This is a genomic window from Corallococcus sp. EGB, assembly GCF_019968905.1.
Lineage (GTDB): Bacteria > Myxococcota > Myxococcia > Myxococcales > Myxococcaceae > Corallococcus.
Map to the genome: position 1 here is coordinate 3790795 of NZ_CP079946.1, position 16517 is coordinate 3807311.

The 16517-nt window shown below is 69.7% G+C and carries 18 protein-coding genes; 9 read left to right on the forward strand and 9 right to left on the reverse strand.

The annotated features are described in order from the left end of the window. Positions 1–73 precede the first annotated feature (73 nt). A complete protein-coding gene (locus KYK13_RS16005; RefSeq protein ID WP_223645303.1) occupies positions 74–736 on the reverse strand; it encodes a bestrophin family protein in 663 nt (220 codons plus the stop codon). Here KYK13_RS16005 and KYK13_RS16010 point away from each other — a divergent pair. Next, complete coding sequence (locus KYK13_RS16010) at positions 697–1824, forward strand: hypothetical protein (RefSeq protein ID WP_304504112.1); 1128 nt, start codon at positions 697–699, stop codon at positions 1822–1824. The two genes, KYK13_RS16005 and KYK13_RS16010, sit on opposite strands and share 40 nt — an antisense overlap. Positions 1825–1830: 6 nt before the next feature. Here the strand turns inward: KYK13_RS16010 and KYK13_RS16015 are convergent, their stop codons facing one another. The 3 genes from KYK13_RS16015 to KYK13_RS16025 all read right to left on the reverse strand — a co-directional run bounded on the left by KYK13_RS16015 (position 1831) and on the right by KYK13_RS16025 (position 3810). Further along, positions 1831–2025 (reverse strand): hypothetical protein, encoded by a 195-nt coding sequence (locus KYK13_RS16015; RefSeq protein ID WP_223645307.1) that lies wholly within the window; start codon positions 2023–2025, stop codon positions 1831–1833. Between the two features lie 161 nt (positions 2026–2186). Continuing rightward, positions 2187–2948: a 2OG-Fe(II) oxygenase gene (locus KYK13_RS16020; RefSeq protein WP_223645309.1), complete on the reverse strand. Its 762-nt coding sequence runs from the start codon at positions 2946–2948 to the stop codon at positions 2187–2189. Positions 2949–3084: 136 nt separating this feature from the next. After that, positions 3085–3810, reverse strand: a complete 726-nt coding sequence (locus KYK13_RS16025) for a DUF2306 domain-containing protein (RefSeq protein ID WP_223645311.1) — start codon at positions 3808–3810, stop codon at positions 3085–3087. A gap of 138 nt (positions 3811–3948) precedes the next feature. On the opposite strand from KYK13_RS16025, the gene KYK13_RS16030 reads away from it, so the two are divergent. The 3 genes from KYK13_RS16030 (at position 3949) to KYK13_RS16040 (ending at position 7206) form a co-directional block, all read left to right on the forward strand. Then, entirely contained in the window at positions 3949–5112 is a 1164-nt protein-coding gene (locus tag KYK13_RS16030) for a sensor histidine kinase (protein ID WP_223645313.1), read from the forward strand. After that, on the forward strand, positions 5109–5756 hold the full coding sequence (locus KYK13_RS16035) for a response regulator transcription factor (RefSeq protein WP_223645315.1): 648 nt from the start codon (positions 5109–5111) through the stop codon (positions 5754–5756). The genes KYK13_RS16030 and KYK13_RS16035 overlap by 4 nt, the downstream gene beginning before the upstream one ends. Positions 5757–6000: 244 nt before the next feature. Then, positions 6001–7206, forward strand: a complete 1206-nt coding sequence (locus KYK13_RS16040) for a hypothetical protein (protein WP_223645316.1) — start codon at positions 6001–6003, stop codon at positions 7204–7206. 71 nt (positions 7207–7277) lie between these two features. Here the strand turns inward: KYK13_RS16040 and KYK13_RS16045 are convergent, their stop codons facing one another. After that, the gene (locus KYK13_RS16045; RefSeq protein WP_223645317.1) at positions 7278–8549 is read right to left on the reverse strand and encodes an MFS transporter; all 1272 of its coding nucleotides are present in this window, start codon (positions 8547–8549) and stop codon (positions 7278–7280) included. 121 nt (positions 8550–8670) lie between these two features. On the opposite strand from KYK13_RS16045, the gene KYK13_RS16050 reads away from it, so the two are divergent. Further along, on the forward strand, positions 8671–9651 hold the full coding sequence (locus KYK13_RS16050; protein ID WP_223645318.1) for a LysR family transcriptional regulator: 981 nt from the start codon (positions 8671–8673) through the stop codon (positions 9649–9651). A gap of 18 nt (positions 9652–9669) precedes the next feature. Here the strand turns inward: KYK13_RS16050 and KYK13_RS16055 are convergent, their stop codons facing one another. Beyond that, entirely contained in the window at positions 9670–10164 is a 495-nt protein-coding gene (locus tag KYK13_RS16055; RefSeq protein WP_255654263.1) for an endonuclease V, read from the reverse strand. An 89-nt stretch (positions 10165–10253) separates the two neighbouring features. Here KYK13_RS16055 and KYK13_RS16060 point away from each other — a divergent pair, with 89 nt between their 5' ends. Further along, the gene (locus KYK13_RS16060; RefSeq protein WP_223645320.1) at positions 10254–10742 is read left to right on the forward strand and encodes a hypothetical protein; all 489 of its coding nucleotides are present in this window, start codon (positions 10254–10256) and stop codon (positions 10740–10742) included. 57 nt (positions 10743–10799) lie between these two features. Here KYK13_RS16060 and KYK13_RS16065 read toward each other — a convergent pair whose 3' ends face one another. Further along, the gene (locus KYK13_RS16065) at positions 10800–11075 is read right to left on the reverse strand and encodes a hypothetical protein (protein WP_223645321.1); all 276 of its coding nucleotides are present in this window, start codon (positions 11073–11075) and stop codon (positions 10800–10802) included. 253 nt (positions 11076–11328) lie between these two features. Between KYK13_RS16065 and KYK13_RS16070 the strand changes: the two genes are divergently transcribed. Further along, positions 11329–12900 carry a discoidin domain-containing protein gene (locus KYK13_RS16070; RefSeq protein WP_223645323.1) on the forward strand — a complete coding sequence of 524 codons (1572 nt, stop codon included), beginning with the start codon at positions 11329–11331 and terminating at the stop codon, positions 12898–12900. Between the two features lie 92 nt (positions 12901–12992). Next, complete coding sequence (locus tag KYK13_RS16075; protein WP_223645325.1) at positions 12993–14438, forward strand: glycoside hydrolase family 43 protein; 1446 nt, start codon at positions 12993–12995, stop codon at positions 14436–14438. A 30-nt stretch (positions 14439–14468) separates the two neighbouring features. Here the strand turns inward: KYK13_RS16075 and KYK13_RS16080 are convergent, their stop codons facing one another. Continuing rightward, the gene (locus KYK13_RS16080; protein WP_223645327.1) at positions 14469–14645 is read right to left on the reverse strand and encodes a hypothetical protein; all 177 of its coding nucleotides are present in this window, start codon (positions 14643–14645) and stop codon (positions 14469–14471) included. Between the two features lie 141 nt (positions 14646–14786). Continuing rightward, positions 14787–15512, reverse strand: coding sequence for a TetR/AcrR family transcriptional regulator (locus KYK13_RS16085; RefSeq protein WP_223645329.1), 726 nt, complete (start codon positions 15510–15512; stop codon positions 14787–14789). A 122-nt stretch (positions 15513–15634) separates the two neighbouring features. On the opposite strand from KYK13_RS16085, the gene KYK13_RS16090 reads away from it, so the two are divergent. After that, positions 15635–16498, forward strand: coding sequence for an SDR family oxidoreductase (locus tag KYK13_RS16090; RefSeq protein ID WP_223645331.1), 864 nt, complete (start codon positions 15635–15637; stop codon positions 16496–16498). The last annotated feature ends 19 nt before the right edge of the window (positions 16499–16517 follow it).

Genomic DNA, 16517 nt, shown 5'->3' on the forward strand with positions numbered 1-16517 from the left:
GGGGAGGGCCGGGGCCGTCACCGGGGCTCCGGCCCCTCCTGCTCCTCAGCAACGACGGGCAGGCGTGTTTCCATTACCCGAGGATGAAGTCCTTGGGGCGCAGCGGTTCCGGCTGGGGCTCTCCCAGCGCTTCCAGCATGTTGATCTCCGTGGTGCGGGACATCGCGAGCAGGGGGCAGGTCGTTGGGCGCCTCGCCGAAGGCTCCTCCATCTCATCGCTCAGGATGTCCAGGCCGAAGACCGTCGCGTGCACCCGTTCGTTCAGCGCCCGCCAGGTGATGTCGGTGATGTGGCCCGCCCGGAGCAGGCGGCCCAGGTCCAGCTGGTGCTCGCGCAGCAGGGCATTGGGCCGGTTGGCGCTGGCCAGGACGCGGGAGCGCTCCGGCTCCGCGAGGAAGCGGCCCATGACCTCTCCGGCGTCCTGGCTCCGGAGATGCGCGGCGAGCGCGTAGGGGAAGGCGATGGTGCGGTGCACCAGCCTCCGGGCCGCCTGTCGTCCTGCCTCGGGAAGCTCGGCGCGGCCGTCGTCCAGCAGCGCGATGGCCGTGTGGGTGAAGGCGCGCACCTCGATGATGAGCGCGCCCCACTGCTTGCGTCCCTCCCACCAGCGGTCGTAGGCGGCGTTGTTGCGGAAGCCGAGGGCTTGTTCATCCCGGGTGCGCCGCGGCCCTAGACTGCCGTCCTCCTGGAGGCTGCATGCACCCGAAGAGACTTCACCGGTCCCCTGCGTCCCCATGGCTCTCGCTCGCCATGGGGGCCGCGCTGCTGTGCTCCACGGGCTGTTCGGACGACGCCGTGGACGTCCCCAACCCGCTGACCAACCCGAAGGACGGGCCCCCGGCCGGCAACCCGAACGCCGAGGCGACGTGCAGCGTGCCCGCCGAGGCGGGGCTCGCGGACGTGTCGAAGCCCACCACCGTCGTCGGGACGGGGACGCCGGCCAGCTGTACCTCGGATGCCTTCGTCAACGCCGTGGCCAAGGGCGGGGTCATCACCTTCGACTGCGGCCCGGAGCCGGCGACGATCACGCTCGACAAGACGGCCAAGGTCTTCAACGACAAGGGGCCGGAGATCGTCATCGACGGCAAGGGGCTGGTGACGCTCAGCGGGGCGGGCAAGCACCGCATCCTCTACATGAACACCTGTGATCAGGCGCAGGTGTGGACCACCTCCCACTGCCAGGACCAGGACCACCCCCGGCTGACGCTCCAGAACCTCACCTTCGTGGATGCCAGCTCCAAGAGTGAGAAGGAGTTCGACGGCGGCGGGGCGGTCTGGGTGCGCGGCGGAAGGGTGAAGGTCATCAACTCCCGCTTCTTCAACAACGCGTGCGCGGACACCGGGCCCGACGTGGGAGGCGGCGCGCTGCGGGTATTCGACCAGTACGACGACCAGCCCGTGTACGTGGTGAACACGACCTTCGGTGGCAAGGAGGGCTACGGCGGGGTCTGCTCCAACGGCGGCGGGATCAGCAGCATTGGCGTGTCGTGGACCGTCATCAACAGCCTCTTCTCGTACAACCGGGCCATCGGCAACGGCGCCAACCCCGCCCAGCCGGGCACCCCGGGCGGTGGCAGCGGCGGGGCCATCTACAACGATGGCAACACGATGACGCTGTCTCTCTGCGGCACGCGCATCGAGCACAACGAGGTCAATGCCCACGGCAGTGCCATCTTCTTCGTGAGCAATGACCACTCGGGTGACATCCGCATCGACCGGTCGGTCATCCAGAACAACAAGGGCGGTTCCTGGTACGTGACCTATCCGCAGATCTCGAACCACGCGGACACGCCCATCCGGGTGACGAACTCCACCATCGAGTGACCGGGCTCAACCGCCCCGCTGGAGTGCCTGCTCCAGCCGGGCGCGGAGCTCCTCGAGCGTCCCGCTCGCGAGCGTGGGGTGCTCGAGCACGAAGTTCGGCCAGTCCGCTCTGCTCGCGGGCTCGAACGTCCGCGTCTCGAAGGACTCCTGCCAGCGGCCCTGCTTCGACTCGAACACGCGCCGGAGGAAGCCTGGCGTCATCCGGGTGTTCTCCGCGAGCAGGACCGCGTCGTTGGGGTCCTTGCCCTGGGGATGGTGAGCGGCTCCGGAAAGTCGGGGGCCACCGGCCGGCGGCGCCGCGCTGAAGGTCCTGATAGGGATGAGCCCGCCGGGGCGATGGCTTGTGCCGCCCCCCGCGCCTGTCATTCAGGACGCGTCGGCGCCCAGAGGGCGCTGTGGGCCTCCGGCGCGTCCGGGGATTCCTCTGCCGTGTAGAAGTAGGCCGCCACCGTGGCCCGGCCGCGTCCCTCGGGACATGCCAGCGCGGTGGGGTGGCCGTGCCAGTGCGTGTCGCCGTGTGCCATCACGACGAGGCGATCCAGCACCGGCGCGATGCGCGCCTCGCACCGGGAGAGGTCGGCGTTCCACAGCTCCAGGTCTCCGCCCCATTCCGGCTCCCAGCCCGGGTTCAGGTAGTACAGGACGGTGAGCCGCCGTGAGAGCGCGCGGGTGCGGTCGCGGTTGAAGTCCGCGTGGAGCGCCAGGTGGCCTCCGCGCAGCGTGAGGTGCAGCCCGGCGCCCCGGAAGTGAGGATCCGCGATGAGCCCTTTGATGCCGGTGAGTGTCTCCAGGAAGTCGAGGAACACCATTCCGGAGAGCTCCGCGAGCAGATGCCGGAGCGCCCCGTGCACGCCTTCGAATCCCTTGCGCTGGAGCTGTCCCAGACGCGCCGCCTGCTCGGGATGGTCGCGGCGCATCCACGGGGCCCCGGTCGCGCCCGGAAAGACGCGGGCCAATTCCGTCGCCAATCCCTCACCCAGGAAACCGTCGATGACGACGTGGGGATGGGGCCGCGCGGCCCCGTAGCTGTCGCGATGCGCCAGCGCGAGCGAGCGGAGCGCTGTCCGGTTGAAGAAGAAGCTGGGACCCCGCAATGGGCCCTCTTCGACGGTGGCGACGCTCACGAGACCTCCTCCGCTTGGGGTTTCTGGCCTTCGTCTATCATCGAAGCCATACTGTCCTGACGAGGCTTCACGAATCCCCGGATCCGCGTCTCCCCGTGCCCCGCGAGCTGAAGGCCGTCTGGGATTGCAGGGAGGTTCACCGAGCGCGCGCGGGCTGGGTCGTCCCCGGGAGGTCCTGGCCCATGACGGCCGGGGCCTTCCGTGCGAAGCGCTGACGGTAGTAGCGCGTCCAAAGCCTCAGCCCCACCACGCCCACCACCGTGGGCCCCAGGAAGAGCGCGAGCTGCAGGCCATTGATGCCGACGTGCCTGGCATTCACCACCAGGGCGGCGGTGAGGGTGCCGATGCCCGAGGCGACCATGGCGCCCATGTGCTGGAACCACCAGTGCATCCGCTCCTGGGGCGGGCGCAGCCAGTACCACAGCCCGGTCGTCCCGGAGAAGATGCCCACCGGCGCGAAGCCCCACAGCAGCGGCACGCCCATCCGCAGTCCGTACGCCTCGGTGAAGAGCCCCATGCAGAGCAGCAGCGTGGACAGCCCCACGTCCAGGGGGTGCATGCTCGCCCCGGTGCGCGTCTTCGTCCTCAGCACGCGCACCCCCATGGTCGCGGAGGCCGCGCTCAGCACCGCGATGTAGATGAAGAAGAGGGCCATGGGCTGCTCGCGCGGCGCCTGAAGGAAGCGCCCCCCTGAGATGACCAGCGAGGAGAGCGCGGCGGCGATCATCGCGCCCACGTAGGCCCAGCCCACGCGCCGGTGCAGGGCGCCTCCCTTGCGAGCGACCAGGGGCAGCCAGAGCGTGACGAACGCGACGACCCCCGAAGCGATGTGGAGCCAGCGGGCGAGCAGATAGAGCGACACAGGTGCCTCCGACGTGCTGCGAGTCCGGAAGGCACGCTACGCGCCTGCGCGTGTGCCTCCATCTGGCGGAAGTCACACGTGCCGCATGTGACTTCCGGCACATGGCCCCGGCGCCCTCGGTGGCATAGGTTTCCCGCCATGCCCGCGCGGTCCGCCGTGGCGAAGTCCGCCACCATCCATCGTCTGTTGTTCGTCGCCGGGATGCTGACCTGGGCCGTGGTCGGCTTCGCGCACGCCGAGGGCCTCGCGCGCGAGCCCTCACGGTGGCTGGCGCCGGACACGCTGCTCTGGGGGCTCGGGCTCATCACCTTCGGTGCGGCCTTCGGCGTCCAGACGCGGGTGCTGGGAAGGGGAGAGCTGCCGCTGCTCGCCACGCAGACGCTCGCGGCGCTCGTCTGCACCGCGACGGGAGGCAGCGGGCTGGACGCCGCGCTGCTCGCCATCACCGCCGGGCAGGTCCCGGAGATCCTCCGCCAGCGCCAGGCGCTGGCGTGGATGGGGGCCCAGGTGGTGGGGCTGCTCGCCGTGTTCGCCGCCTGGCATCCGTTCCTCCAGGCGCTCGTGCAGACGCTCATCTATACCGGCTTCCAGGGCTTCACGTTCGGCACCGCGCTGGTGATGGTCCGCGAGGCCGAGGCCCGCCGCGAGCTGGCCCGCGTCCACGCGGAGCTTCAGGCCACCCAGGTGCTGCTCGCCCACCGCGAGCGCGAGGGGGAGCGGCTGCGCATCGCCCGTGAGCTGCACGACTCCGTGGGGCACCACCTCACCGCGCTCAGCCTCAACCTGGAGGCCGCCACGCACACCTCGAAAGCCCCGGCCGCCACCGAACACCTGCGCCGCGCGCGCGAGGCCGCCCGCACGCTCCTGTCCGAGGTGCGGCGCACGGTGACGGAGATGCGCGAAGCTCCCGTGCCCCTGTTGCCGTCGCTGCGCGCGCTCGCGGAGGGCGTCCCCGGGCTCGACGTCCACCTGGACGTCCCGGATGCGTTCGCCCTGGAGTCCTCCGAGGCGACGCACTCGCTGTTCCGCTGCGTGCAGGAGGTCCTCACCAATACGCTGCGGCATGCCGGGGCTCGCAACCTGTGGATTGTCATCGTGCCCTCGGAGGACGGCGGCGTGCGGGTGCATGCGCGCGACGATGGCGGTGGCGCGGCGCGGGTGACGCCCGGCGCGGGGCTCACCGGCATGCGCGAGCGCTTCACCCGGCTGGGCGGACGCGTGGAGTGGCGCGCGGCGGAGGGACAGGGGATGGAGCTGGAGGCGTGGTTGCCGGCCACGGCGGAGCGTGGGGTGGGAACATGAACCCGATCCGCCTGGTGCTCGCGGATGATCACGCCCTGGTGCGCCAGGGCCTGCGCAGCCTGCTGGACCTCACGCCCGACCTGCGGGTGGTGGGCGAGGCCGCGGACGGCGAGGAGGCGCTGCGCAGGGTCGCGGAGCTGGACCCCGACGTGGTGCTCATGGACGTGCGCATGCCGCGCAGGACGGGGCTGGAGGCCCTGCGCGCGCTGCGCCGCACGGAGCCGGACCGGCGCGTGGTGCTGCTCACCACCTTCGACGAGGACACGGCCCTCATCGAAGCCCTGCGCGCGGGCGTGCAGGGCTTCCTCCTCAAGGACGTGTCCCTGGAGGAGCTGGCGGAGGCCATCCGGCGCGTCGCCTCCGGTCAGACGCTGCTGCCTCCCGGTGTCGCGGAGCGCGTGGCGCGCGGCATGGCGGAGGTGCCACGCGACTTCCCCCACGCCGACCTGCCGGAGGGGCTCACCCGCCGCGAGGTGGAGGTGCTGCGCCTCATCGCGCGCGGGATGAGCAACCGGGAGATCGCCGACGCGCTGGGGACGGCGGAGGGGACGGTGAAGAACCAGACCTCCAGCATCCTCTCCAAGCTGGGCGTGAGGGACCGCACCCGCGCGGTGCTCCGGGCCATGGAGCTGGGCTGTCTCTAGGCGCGGAGCCGTGGCCCGGGATTCGCGCGTGCGCGAATTGGCCGCCCCCCGCTGATTCCGGCGAGCGAGGCCGGTGTGGGACAGGGCATCTGTCCAATCCCAAACGCCACGACGTGAGGGGGCAAGCGTCCGGGGGCACGTGGAAGTCCTGTCCCGGAAGCGCGTCTGTCTCCTGGGGGGCATTGGGACAGGTCGTTGGCGTCCATACGCTTGCAGGCCACATTGACTTGAAGCGAGGCCCCCGATGTCAAACCCCCGCTGCTGGTGTCACATCCGTTGGATCCAAGTCCCGGTCCTGGTGCTGGGCCTGCTCTTCTGGAACGCCTGCGAGGCCGCGGGCCGGATTGAAGACCCCGAAGCGCAGCCGTTCACTTCCCCCGACACGGACGCGCTCCCCCCCGCCATTCCACCGGCCCCCGCGGGCCTGCGCTCCGTCGCCACCTGGGAGGGGATGTTCATGGAGGAATGGGGGCGTGAGCACATGGAGAGTTTCCTGCCCTGGAGCAACTCGCGCGACAGCTGGGACTTCTACAACCTCGCCTACGGCCTGGATGCCAACACCGCGATGTACCGGGCCACGGGGAAGCAGAAGTACCTCGACCGCGCCCTGCTGTATGTCAACAACCTGGTGGCCTCCGCCCGCGTCTCCGTGTCGATTCCGCAAAGCCAGTTCAAGGACGGGTATCTGGGCTGGTCGTCGGCGCAGTCGACCCCCGCCGGGCAGGAGGTGCCGCTGTATGAGAGCTATTGCTGGCGTTACGTGACCCGCATGCTCCGCGTCATCCGTGAGACGCCGGACCTCTACGCCGCGGAGTCCTACCGGAAGCAGTACGAGCGGCTGCTGGCCTTCACCGAAAAGAACATCTTCGAGAAGTGGTTCGTGCGCGGAGCCAACGACTTCGTCTACCGCAACCGCACGCACATGGCCGCGCACTGGGCCTTCATCGCCATGGACCTGTCGCGGATGACCACCGACCCCGAGCACAAGGCCCGCTACCTGGAGGTCTTCCAGAACATCAACCGCGACATGCCGAACTTCCCGTCCTCGTTGCGAGAGCAACTGGCGCCCAACCCGGACTACCCGGCGGCCTGGTTCTGGAATGACAAGTGGGACACGAACGCCCCACCCGGGCAGGATGTGGCGCACGCGAACAACGTGCTGGCCTTCATCGTGGAGGCCCATGACGCGGGCCTGGAGTGGACGGACAGTGACATCCGCAAGTTCGTCGTCTTGCTCGGCAACGTCATCTGGCCCGCGCCCAAGGTGTATGCGGCGTACGTGGACGGCACGGGGGCGGGGGATGGCTGGTTCAACGACGGGCTGATGAAGCTGGGCCGCTACGACGTCAACCTCCAGCGCCGGCTGGAGCAGCACCACGTGGGGCAGAACAGCCAGTTCTACGCCAACGGTGCGCTCAACGTGCGGCTGCTGTCCGAGCACACCCAATAGGCCGCACTATCCGGGTGGAGGGCGGGCGCCCCGTCCTCGGGGAAGGAGGACGGGGCTCGGTGGTGGCGCTGTCAGTGGGCCGTGTGAGCCCCCGGAAGCAGGCGGACCAGCAGCGCCGCGAGCGCGGAGGCCGTCGCCAGCAGCGTCACCGCCATCCAGCCCCCATGGGCCAGCGCCAGGCTTCCGCCCGCCGCGCCCACGGACATGCCGATGAACACGGTGACGAACAGCGCCGCGTTGAGCCGGCTGCGAGCGGCGGGGTCGATGCCGAAGACCAGCGTCTGATGGGCCACGAGGGTGATCTGCGCACCCAGATCGAAGCCGACCGCGCTCACGCCCAGGAGCCACAGCCGCTGGTTCGGCTCCAGCCACGGCGCCGCGAACATCGTGGCGAAGGAGAGGACGGTCAGCCCGGCCCCCAGGCGCGTGACCACCTCCGGCCCGAAGCGATCCGCGATGCGGCCCGCCACCGGCGCGCCCAGCGCCCCCGCCGCGCCCGCCAGGCCGAAGGCACCGGCCGCCGCGCTCCCCAGGTGGAACGGAGCGCCGTGCAGCATCACCGCGAGGGTGGACCAGAACGCGCTGAACCCGATGGAGATCAACCCCTGCGCCAGCGCCGCCCGGCGCAGGGCCCCGTGCTGGCGCCACAGGCTGGCGAGTGAGCCGAGCAGGGCGCCATAGGAGAGCGTTTGGGTTGGACGGAAGCGGGGCAGGCCGCGCCAGGCCGCCACGCCGATGAAGGCCACGCTGGCGGCGGCGACCGCGTACATGGCGCGCCAGCCGAAGCGCTCGGCGACCATGCCGCTGATGACGCGGGACAAGAGGATGCCGAGCAGCAGCCCCGTCATCACCGTGCCCACCACCTTGCCGCGCTCGTGCTCGGGGGCCAGGGTCGCGGCGGCCGGGACGATGTCCTGCGCCAGGGTCGCCGTCAGGCCGATGGCGAAGCTCATCCCCAGGAGCAGCGTGATGTCCGGGGCCAGGCCGCCCAGGAGCAGCGCCATGCTCAGCAGGGCGGCCTTGAAGAGGATGATGCGGCGCCGGTCGAAGCGGTCACCCAGCGGCGTCAGCAGCAGGATGCCCAGCGCGTAGCCCAGCTGCGTGAGCATGGGCACCAGCCCCACCACGGTGTCGGAGGCGCCGAGGCTGGCCCCCATCACCCCCAGCATCGGCTGGCTGTAATAGATGGAGGCCACCGACAGGCCGGCGCTCGCGGCCAGGAGCAGGCGCAGGCCGTTGGACAGGGGCGCGCCGGTGTCCACCGGCCGTGGCGGATGGGCCTGGCTCCGCGAGGAGAGGGGGGCGCCTCCGGCGTTTCCATGTACGGCACGAATGAAGGACATGATGTTCACCTCGGGTGATGCGCGACGAGGTGACAGTGCGCCAGAGGAGATGGGGACGGTAGACGCCTGCTCCGTACAGCGGTTATACGCTCCACGTATCCAAGCCACTGGAGCACAGCCCATGCCCCGTCCCTCGAAGCCGGCCCGGCGGCGTGGACCCGCGCCGGAGGTTCCCGCGTCCGCCAGCGCCGACCGGCTGGAGTTGATGCAGACGTTCATCCGCATCGTGGACGCGGGGAGCCTGTCCTCCGCCGCTGCGCAGCTGGGCACCACGCAGCCGACGGTGAGCCGCCGGCTCCAGGCGCTGGAGCGCTCGCTGGGGCTGCGGCTGCTCCAGCGCTCCACCCACGCGATGAAGCTCACCGAGGATGGGGCCCGCTGCTACGAACGGGCGAAGGAGCTGCTGGCCAGCTGGGACATGTTCGAGGCGGACCTGCGCGGCGCGAGCGATGAGCCGGAGGGCACGCTGCGCGTCGTGGTGCCCCATGCGTTCGGGCAGGAGCTGCTGGTGGAGCCGCTGAAGGAATACCTGGGCCGCCACGCGCGGGTCTCCGTCGAATGGCTGCTGCACGACCGGGCCGTGGACTTCATCGCCGACGGCATCGACTGCGCCATCCACGTCGGCGAGGTGCAGGACCCCAGCGTGGTGGCGATCCGCGTGGCCGAGGTGCCGCGCATCGTGGTGGCGGCGCCCTCGGTGCTTGCCGGCGGCCCCCTGCCTGCGCATCCCGACGCGCTGGCGAGGCTGCCCTGGCTGTCGCTGCGCACGTTCTATCGCAACGAACTCACGCTGACCCACGTGAGCACGGGCGAGGTCCAACCCATCGTCTTCCAGCCGCGCGTGAGCACGGACAGCCTCTACGCGCTGCGCAGCGCCGCGGTGAAGGGGCTCGGGGTCTGCGTGGGTTCGTCCTGGGTGCTCCGGGAGGACCTCCAGCGTGGCCGGCTGCTGCACCTGGTGCCGCAATGGCAGGCGGCGCCCCTGCCCATGTCTCTGATCTACCCCGCCGCGCGCTTCCATCCCGCGAGGTTGCGCCGGTTCGTGGAGCTGATGCGGGAGCGGATCCCCGCGGCCCTGGCGGTGGCCACGCGCCGGGGATGAACCCCGGGGCCCACGGCGTCAGGACTCACGGCACAGCCGGTCCACCTGCTTCAGCAGTGTCGGCATGCGCGAAGAGCCATGCATCCGCCGGATGTGCTCCGCGGCGGTCGCGGTCTCCATGCCGATGGCGGTGACGAGCAGGGGACGCAGGCTCTCCCCGCGCACGATGGGCAGGGCCGGGCCGGTGGTGACATAGGGCGTCTTGGCCACGCCGATGACGGGCACCGCACGGCAGAGCGCCTCGTACAGGTGGGCGCCGAGGCCCGGCACGCCGTCTCCAAGCCAGACGTAGCCATCCACGACGATGGCCTCCAGCGGCTCCTGCACTCCGGCCAGCACCCGCAGCAGGTGCGGCAGCTCGCGGCGGTAGAACTGGCCGGGCTCGTAGGGGGCCGCGATGGGGCCCCGGTCCACCATGTGCCCGGCCTCCCTGGCGTCCGTCCAGTCGCGGAAGAGGACGCACGCGGCCACGGTGACGTCCGGGCGGTAGTCCACGTCCACGCAGGCAAGCATCCGGTCCTCCTCCATGCTTCAGGCTTTGGGTGTTTTACCGTGAATACCAGCTTCCTTGCCGGAGGGGTCCATAGGATGACGCGCACGACGTGGAAGCGAGCGGTGGTGTTTCAGGCGGCGTGGCTGCTGGGGGGCGCGGGCACGGCTGGGGCGGTGACTCCCACGAACGTGACGAAGGTGGCGCGGGTGACACCTGGGCGCAGCTGGATGACGTGAGCCTCACCTGGGGCGCGAACCTGGTGGCGCAGGGCGGCTTCGAACAGCAGCCGTCCTCGACGGCCACCTCGCCCTGGTACGTGCAGGGCAACGGCGGGGTGGACCGGGGGCTGGGCTTCGCGCGCACGGGCGCAAACAATGGCTTCGTGCGCAACAACACCGGCTGGAACGCGCTCAAGCAGGAGGTCGCGGTGACGCCGAACACCGTCTACACGCTGACCGGCTGGGTGAAGACGTCCTCCATCCAGCCCGTCACGTTCAACTCCGGCGCCAACCACAGCGTGGAGGTGTACGCGGGAACCTGGGCGAACACGGGCGACACCTGGCTGCAGGTGGACGACGTGGCGGTGGTGCGCAACTGAAGGGACGCGCGGCCTGGAGCCGTCCGGGCCGCGCGCCGTGTCTGTTGGGAGCGGCGCTCAGCCCTCGGCGGTCTGGGGCTGTTCTCCGTCCGGGTGGCCCTCGCGACACACCTGGGTGGCTTCCTCCGGGGCCTTCTCGGTGTTCACCCCGAGGGTCTCGATGCAGCGGGGGACCGCCTCACGGCAGGTCGTGTCCACGCCGTTGATGCTGCAGGCCTCCTCGCAGGGGGGGATCCTCTTCGCGCAGACGGTGCTGCACGGGGGCGCCAAGGCAAAGGCCGGGGCGGAGGTGAGCAGCAGGAGGGCAGCGGCGAACGGGGCTGGGATGCGCATGCGGAGCTCCAGGATGAAGGAGAGTGCGAATGCTGGCCTGGAGCCCGCGGCGCGGGGAATCGTGGCTACCCGCTAGTGGACGCGAAATGGGATGAGTCCTCAGCGGTTGCTCGCCCGCGATGCTGGATTCCCCTGAGCAGGAACTCTGGGTTTGAAGGTCCGGTTTATTCAAGTTTGTCTCGAATCGGATTGACATCCAGATTCTGGCGCTCGCAATGTTCCCCGCCTCGCGCTCACGACAGGGGAACACGCCATGCCGAAGTCGAAGTCACTCGCGTCCTGCCTTGCCCTCGTATTGTCTACGTTCGCGCCCGTGGCGCTGGCGGATTCAGCCATCTACGGCGGCGGGCCGTTCTATTCGGGCGGCACCGCGGTGATGAATGACCTGCGGGGTTCGGGCTTCACCACCGTCATGCTCTGGAGCTTCCACATCGAGGACAACGGGGACCTCGTCTACAACGACATTCCCGTGGTCCGGAATGGCGCCTATATCGGCGACGCGAACTGGCCGGCACGGCTGGCCACGCTGAAGACGGCGCCGACTTCGGTCAATCGCATTGAAGTGTCCATTGGCGCGTGGAGCGTTCCCGATTTCGAGCGCATGGCCCGGCTGGTCAACGGCACCGCCACGGGCTGCGGCAGCACGCTCGTCTGCGGCACTGGCAGCAGCAGCATCCTGTACCGCAACTTCCAGGCGCTGAAAGCCGCCACCGGCGCCGACGCGGTCAACTTCGACGACGAGAGCGCCTACGACCTCGCCCCGACCACCCAGTTCGGACAGATGCTCGTGGGCCTGGGCTACAAGATCACCTTCGCTCCCTACACCCAGCAGGCCTTCTGGCGCAGCCTCAAGGACAACCTCGGGAGCGCGGTCGACCGCATCTACCTGCAAGTGTACGACGGCGGCGCCGGCAACAACCCGGCGACCTGGAACACCGCCATGGGCATGACCGTGAACCCGGGCCTGTGGTCGCGCCACGGCTCCGGCTGCGCCAGCGGAGACAGTCCCGCCACGGTGCAGAGCAAGATGACCAACTGGAAGAGCACCGCCGGCATCCATGGCGGCTTCATGTGGCTGTACGACGACATCCAGGCGTGCTCGGCGCAGGGCACGAGCGCGCAGTACGCGGCGGCCATCAACACCGCCGTCAGCGGCAACACCCCTCCGGTGGCCAACTTCGGCGTCACCGTGAGCGGCCTGACCGCGACCTTCAGCGACGCCTCCACCGACAGTGACGGCACCATCACCTCGCGCAACTGGAACTTCGGTGATGGCAGCGGTTCCACCACCACCAATCCCAGCCGCGTCTACGCCAGCGCCGGCAACTACAACGTCAGCCTGACGGTGACGGACAACGGTGGCGCCAGCAACACCAAGACCCAGACTGTCTCCGTCGGCGCCGGCTACGCGAACCTGGCGCTCAACAAGCCGGCGACCGGCTCCACCTCGTGTAACAGCACCGAGACGCCCGCCAAGGCCGTCAACGGGAGCGTCTCCGGCGGCACCACCGACAAGTTCTGCTCGCTGGTCTCGGGCGCCTGGCTCCAGGTGGACCTTGGCTCGCTGCAGACGGTCAGCAGCTTCACGGTCCAGCACGCGGGCGCGGGCGGCGAATCCGCCTCCTGGAACACCCGGGCCTTCACCCTCCAGACCTCCTCCAATGGCACGAGCTGGAACACCCCGGTGACGGTGACCAACAACACCGCCAACACCTCCACCCACGCCATCAGCCCCACCTCCGCGCGCTACGTCCGGCTCAACGTCACCACCCCCAGCCAGAACGGCGACCCGGCGACGCGAATCTACGAACTCGAGGTGCGTTGACCCTTCCACGCGTCGGGGTGGGGGGGAGATTCGACAACGAGTAAAAACTGCTAGATACGACTTCCTTGCCTTCTTCCCCTGGAGGTCCATCGATGCAGAACCCCTCGTTGTGGTCCGCTGTCGTCCTCGCCGGAGCGCTCTCCGCGCTCACGGCGGGGTGTGGTGAGGAGCGCCCTGACAGTCCCTCCGTGGACGAGGCCCCGGTGGGCATGTCCAGCGGGGCGCTCGCGTGCAGTACGCGCATCACCTACGGTGACCGGTGGATCCACCCCGGGCACCCGGATCAGTTCGACATTGCGAGCGGCCTGGTGACCTGGGACGGCAGTTGCGTCAACGAAGGTTCCAACTCCTACGCCGTGCTGTCGAACGGCTGGAAGCCCTACTTCACCGGGAACAACGCCTGCGTGATGGCGCTCGACACGGACTGTTCCGGCGCCACGACCTGCGCAACGCGGTTGACCTACAGCGCGGCGTGGTTGCATCCCTCGGGACACACGGCCCAGTACGACGACGTGGGCGGCCGGGTGACGTGGGACCGGGGCTGCACGAACGCGTCCCCCAATTCGTACGCGGTGCTGTCCAACGAATGGTCGCCGTACTTCAGCGGCGCCAACGCGTGCGGCATCTCGCTGCGCTACACAGGCTGTGGCGGGCTCTACCAGAACCCCGTGGTACCGGTGGACTGCGCGGACCCGGGCGTCATCCACGACGGCACTCAGTACGTCGCGGCTTGCACGTCGGGTGGCGCGGCCAACGCGTTCCCGCTGCGCACGTCGAAGGACCTGGTCACCTGGACCGCCGCGGGAAGCATCTTCCCCTCCGCGCGCCGTCCCACGTGGGCGACGGGCGACTTCTGGGCGCCGGAGATCCACAAGGTGGGCAGTCGCTACATCGCGTACTTCACCGCGCGCCATCAGGACGGAAAGCTGTCCATCGGCGCGGCGACGGCCACCAGCGCGCTCGGGCCCTTCACCGACCTGGGGCAGCCCCTGGTGCATGACGCGGGCATGGGGATGATCGACGCCACGTTCTTCTACGACACCGCGGGCGTGCCGTACCTGGTGTGGAAGGCGGATGGGAACGCGGTGGGCCAGCCCACGCCCATCTATGGCCAGCAGCTTGCGGCGGACGGGCTGTCACTCACCGGCACGCGCCGTACGCTCATGAGCAACACGCTGGCCTGGGAGGGCGGCGTCGTGGAGGCGCCGTGGGTCGTCGCGCGGGGCGGCTACTACTACCTCTTCTACAGTGGCAACTCGTACGCCAACAGCACCTACGCCGTGGGCGTGGCCCGCGCCACGAGTCCGCTGGGGCCCTACACGAAGCTGGGCAATCCCATCCTCAAGACGGGCGGTGGCTGGGTGGGGCCCGGCCACAACTCCGTGGTCACCGGCCCGGGCGGGGACACGGTGATGGTCTATCACGCGTGGAACAGCGCCCACACGGCGCGGGTGATGCTCGTGGATGCCATCACCTGGCCCAACGGTTGGCCCGCGGTTCCGGAGGCTCCGTCCTCCGGTTCACGCCCCATGCCGTAGCAGACCTTTCAAACGGGGCGTCGCGTGGGATCATCCGCGATCGCCCCGCTGCTGCAAATAGAGCGCGCTATGACGGGACGGCAGCCTTTCTTTTTCATCGTCTGCGCTGTCCGGCACCGTGGGAGCCCTGCTGCCGAGCAGGGCTCCGAGCCACTCATGTGCCAGCGGTCCCAAGGCCTTGAAGCGCTCTCCTTCGAGCACGAGCACGGCGACTCCTTGCCCAGCGGGAGTCGCGCTGGTTGGCGCATCACCGGTCTCCGTGTCATGGGGGGACGTGACAGGTCATCGGCGTAGCGCCGAAGGGCGGCCTGAAGGTCTGAGTCTCTTCCTGCTACTGAGCAGAGAGTGTCAGCCAGCGTCCGTGATGCGCGCGAGCAATTCGCTCAAGAGCGCGCGTTCGCCCTTCGTCAGGACCTTCAGGGAGTCCAGCGAGGCACGCAATGTCGAGGCCGCCGCTCGTGCATCCGTGTTCGCGGAGGGCGCTGCGTCATTCGTGATGGCGTCCATGACCGCCTCCCGCGCGGCGACGGACAGGCCCGGGTCGCGCTGTCCTTCGGGCTGGCGCAGGAGCGTGAGCATGGACCCGTTCGCCATTGACGCAATGAGTCCGAGCGCCCGTTCCTCGCTGACCCGCAGCCGACCCGCGAGCGCGATGTTCCGGACGCGGCGCCGCAGGAGTTCGTTCCCGTCGCTGACCACGGGCGTCGTCTGGCCGCCTGGCGTCAGGTCGCTGCACATGAGCGCGACCAGCCCCGGATGACTGAGGCCGAACGCGACGTGGGTGTCCCAGCCGATCCGCAGCTCCTGAAGCGGGTCGGGGTGCGGCTTCCGGGCGGACTTCTTCGCCACGTAGCTCGCCATCTCGTGCTCCACGACGGCGGAGAGCAGGCCTCGCTTGTCGCCGAAGAGCCGGTAGATGGTCGGCGCCTGCACGCCAGCGGCAGCGGCCACGGCGCGCGTGGTCGCGGCGTCGGGCCCACCTGAAGCGATGAGCTCCGCGGCGGCCGCGATGATGCGCGCACGCGTGTCGGGTCCGTCGGCCTCTTCCCGGGGGGACTTCTCACGGTCCTGCATGGGCCCGGCTTATCACGCGGCTTCAGTATCGACGATAACGAACAGTTGATAACGGCGATTGGGGTTGCTACGTTATCGGCGATATTATCAGCGCGTTTCCGCTGATAGCGAAGGAGCACCCAATGATCGTCGTGACCGGAGCCACCGGGCAGCTTGGCCGTCTCATCGTGGAGAAGCTCATCGCCCGCGTCCCCGTGGACCAGGTCGCCGTCAGCGTTCGGGACGTCCAGAAGGCCCAGGACCTGGCGGCCCGTGGGGTTCGGGTGCGGGCAGGGGACTTCGCGGATCCGAGGAGCCTGCCGTACGCCTTCGAGGGCGCGTCCCAGGTCCTCATCGTGTCGTCGAACGTGGCAGCGCAGGGCGGTGACCCGCTGGTCCAGCATCGCGCCGCCATCGACGCCGCGCGGTCCGCGGGCGCACGGCGCATCGTCTACACGAGCCACATGGGGGCGAGCCGCGCATCGATGTTTTCCCCCATGCTCGACCACGCGGCGACGGAGCAGCTGCTGGCGGGCTCCGGTCTGGCGTGGACATCGCTTCGCAATGGCTTCTACGCCTCGGCCGCGTGGGCCCTGCTGGAGCAGGCCCTGAAGGCGGGGGTGTTCGAGGCGCCCGTGGACGGCAAGGTCTCCTGGACCACGCACGCCGATCTCGCGGAGGCGGCAGCGGTCATCCTGGCGAACGAAGGGCGGTTCGACGGGCCAACGCCGCCGCTCACGGCGTCGCAGGCACTGGACTTCGGCGACCTGTGCGACATCGCGTCGGGCCTGCTCGGACGTCCCATCCGCCGGAGCATCGTGCCGGAGGCGGAGATGCGCGCGACGCTCGAGGCCTTCGGCGTGCCTGCCCCACGGGTCGGCATCGCGCTCGGCCTCTACCGTGCGGCGCACGCTGGCGAGTTCGCGGCCGTCGACCCCGCGCTGCGGCAGTTGCTCGGGCGCGAGCCCACGAGCATGCGCGAGCTGCTCGCGGACAAGCTCCGCTGAGCAGCCCTCGGGGCGCCTC

Coding starts and splice junctions, on each gene's coding strand:
- KYK13_RS16035 (WP_223645315.1), top strand. CDS start 5,109: ATGAACCCGATCCGCCTGGTGCTCGCGGATGATCACGCCCTGGTGCGC.
- KYK13_RS16055 (WP_255654263.1), bottom strand. CDS start 10,164: ATGCTTGCCTGCGTGGACGTGGACTACCGCCCGGACGTCACCGTGGCC.
- KYK13_RS16090 (WP_223645331.1), top strand. CDS start 15,635: ATGATCGTCGTGACCGGAGCCACCGGGCAGCTTGGCCGTCTCATCGTG.
- KYK13_RS16075 (WP_223645325.1), top strand. CDS start 12,993: ATGCAGAACCCCTCGTTGTGGTCCGCTGTCGTCCTCGCCGGAGCGCTC.
- KYK13_RS16040 (WP_223645316.1), top strand. CDS start 6,001: ATGTCAAACCCCCGCTGCTGGTGTCACATCCGTTGGATCCAAGTCCCG.
- KYK13_RS16085 (WP_223645329.1), bottom strand. CDS start 15,512: ATGCAGGACCGTGAGAAGTCCCCCCGGGAAGAGGCCGACGGACCCGAC.
- KYK13_RS16050 (WP_223645318.1), top strand. CDS start 8,671: ATGCCCCGTCCCTCGAAGCCGGCCCGGCGGCGTGGACCCGCGCCGGAG.
- KYK13_RS16015 (WP_223645307.1), bottom strand. CDS start 2,025: ATGACGCCAGGCTTCCTCCGGCGCGTGTTCGAGTCGAAGCAGGGCCGC.
- KYK13_RS16010 (WP_304504112.1), top strand. CDS start 697: ATGCACCCGAAGAGACTTCACCGGTCCCCTGCGTCCCCATGGCTCTCG.
- KYK13_RS16045 (WP_223645317.1), bottom strand. CDS start 8,549: ATGTCCTTCATTCGTGCCGTACATGGAAACGCCGGAGGCGCCCCCCTC.
- KYK13_RS16070 (WP_223645323.1), top strand. CDS start 11,329: ATGCCGAAGTCGAAGTCACTCGCGTCCTGCCTTGCCCTCGTATTGTCT.
- KYK13_RS16030 (WP_223645313.1), top strand. CDS start 3,949: ATGCCCGCGCGGTCCGCCGTGGCGAAGTCCGCCACCATCCATCGTCTG.
- KYK13_RS16065 (WP_223645321.1), bottom strand. CDS start 11,075: ATGCGCATCCCAGCCCCGTTCGCCGCTGCCCTCCTGCTGCTCACCTCC.
- KYK13_RS16005 (WP_223645303.1), bottom strand. CDS start 736: ATGGGGACGCAGGGGACCGGTGAAGTCTCTTCGGGTGCATGCAGCCTC.